The 1,186-nt window shown below is 47.4% G+C and carries 2 protein-coding genes; one reads left to right on the forward strand and one right to left on the reverse strand.

The genetic code is table 11. From position 1 onward, the window contains the following. Nucleotides 1–55: 55 nt before the first annotated feature. The gene (locus tag R8269_RS25255) at nucleotides 56–412 is read left to right on the forward strand and encodes a VOC family protein (protein WP_005498026.1); all 357 of its coding nucleotides are present in this window, start codon (nucleotides 56–58) and stop codon (nucleotides 410–412) included. Nucleotides 413–430: 18 nt separating this feature from the next. Here R8269_RS25255 and R8269_RS25260 read toward each other — a convergent pair whose 3' ends face one another. Beyond that, a complete protein-coding gene (locus tag R8269_RS25260; RefSeq protein WP_318222914.1) occupies nucleotides 431–1,171 on the reverse strand; it encodes a DNA-binding transcriptional regulator YciT in 741 nt (246 codons plus the stop codon). Between the last annotated feature and the right edge of the window lie 15 nt (nucleotides 1,172–1,186).

A 1,186-nucleotide genomic window follows, 5' to 3' on the forward strand; every position in this document is an offset into this window, starting at 1 on the left:
CTCGTGGCGAGAGTGATTACACTGAATAAACATCACCAAGCAGAAAGGATATCGCATGCATCAACATGAAAAATTGAACTACGTTGAATTTGGTACGCCCAATATCGGTGCCACTAAAGCGTTTTTTGCGCACGTTTTTGGTTGGCAATTTGTCGACTACGGCCCTGACTACGCGGCCTTTTCTGGCCAAGGTTTGGATGGCGGATTTTATTCGGCAGAACAAGTCAGTCAAACCTCAAACGGCGCAGCACTATTGGTGTTCTATAGCTCTGATATTCATGCCACGTTAGAAAAAGTAGCGAAGTTTGGCGGACAAATCATCCGCCCTATTTTCGAGTTTCCGGGCGGATGTCGTTTCCACTTCACTGAGCCAAGCGGAAACGAGTTTGCAGTGTGGTCAGAAAGTCACTGAATCAGCGGTATTGTGTTGTTAACCCAACACCACTTCAACGCCGAGTTTTTTCAACTGTTCGAGGTCGCTTTTCGGAGCGGCTTTGTCAGTTAACAACACTGAGATTTCGTTTGTCTTGCCAATCGACGAAGGATAAATCTGACCAAACTTGCTGGAATCCGTCAGGACGATATTGCGTCTTTTCTTTGCCAGAATGGCCTCTGCAATGTCGGCACGCATCATATCTCGGCTAGTAAAGCCAGTATCTTGATGGAAGCCGTCAATACCTAAGAAAGCCGTGCTGAAATGAATGTTTTCAATACAGAGTTTGGTGAGCGGGCCAACGAGGCTTTCGCCTTGGTGCTGATACACGCCACCCAACAAGATAATGTTGGCCGATGTATTGCGGATAAGATGCGCAATATAGGCCGATGGCGTAATGATAGTCACATCGCCGCGCTCGGCTAACGTACGAGCCAATAGCGCATTTGCACTGCCCCCTTCAATCAGCACCGTCTCATTCGGTGCGACCAAATCCGCGGCTTTGTTAACAAGTGTTTGTTTAATATCAAAACGCACTTCTAAGCGGGTATCTATATCATCACTTTGCAGTGCGGTAGCAGCGCCGTGAACACGCTTTAAGTAGCCCTGTTGCTCAAGAAAATTCAAATCCTGCCTGATGGTCACGCCCGACACGCCGATGCTGTCAGAAAGCTCCGTAACTTGAACGCGTTTACGGTCATTCACTAATTGCAGAATTTCATTTTGTCTTGGATTCACAGGCTAGCTCCTCAT

The organism is Vibrio sp. Vb0667, assembly GCF_033391095.1.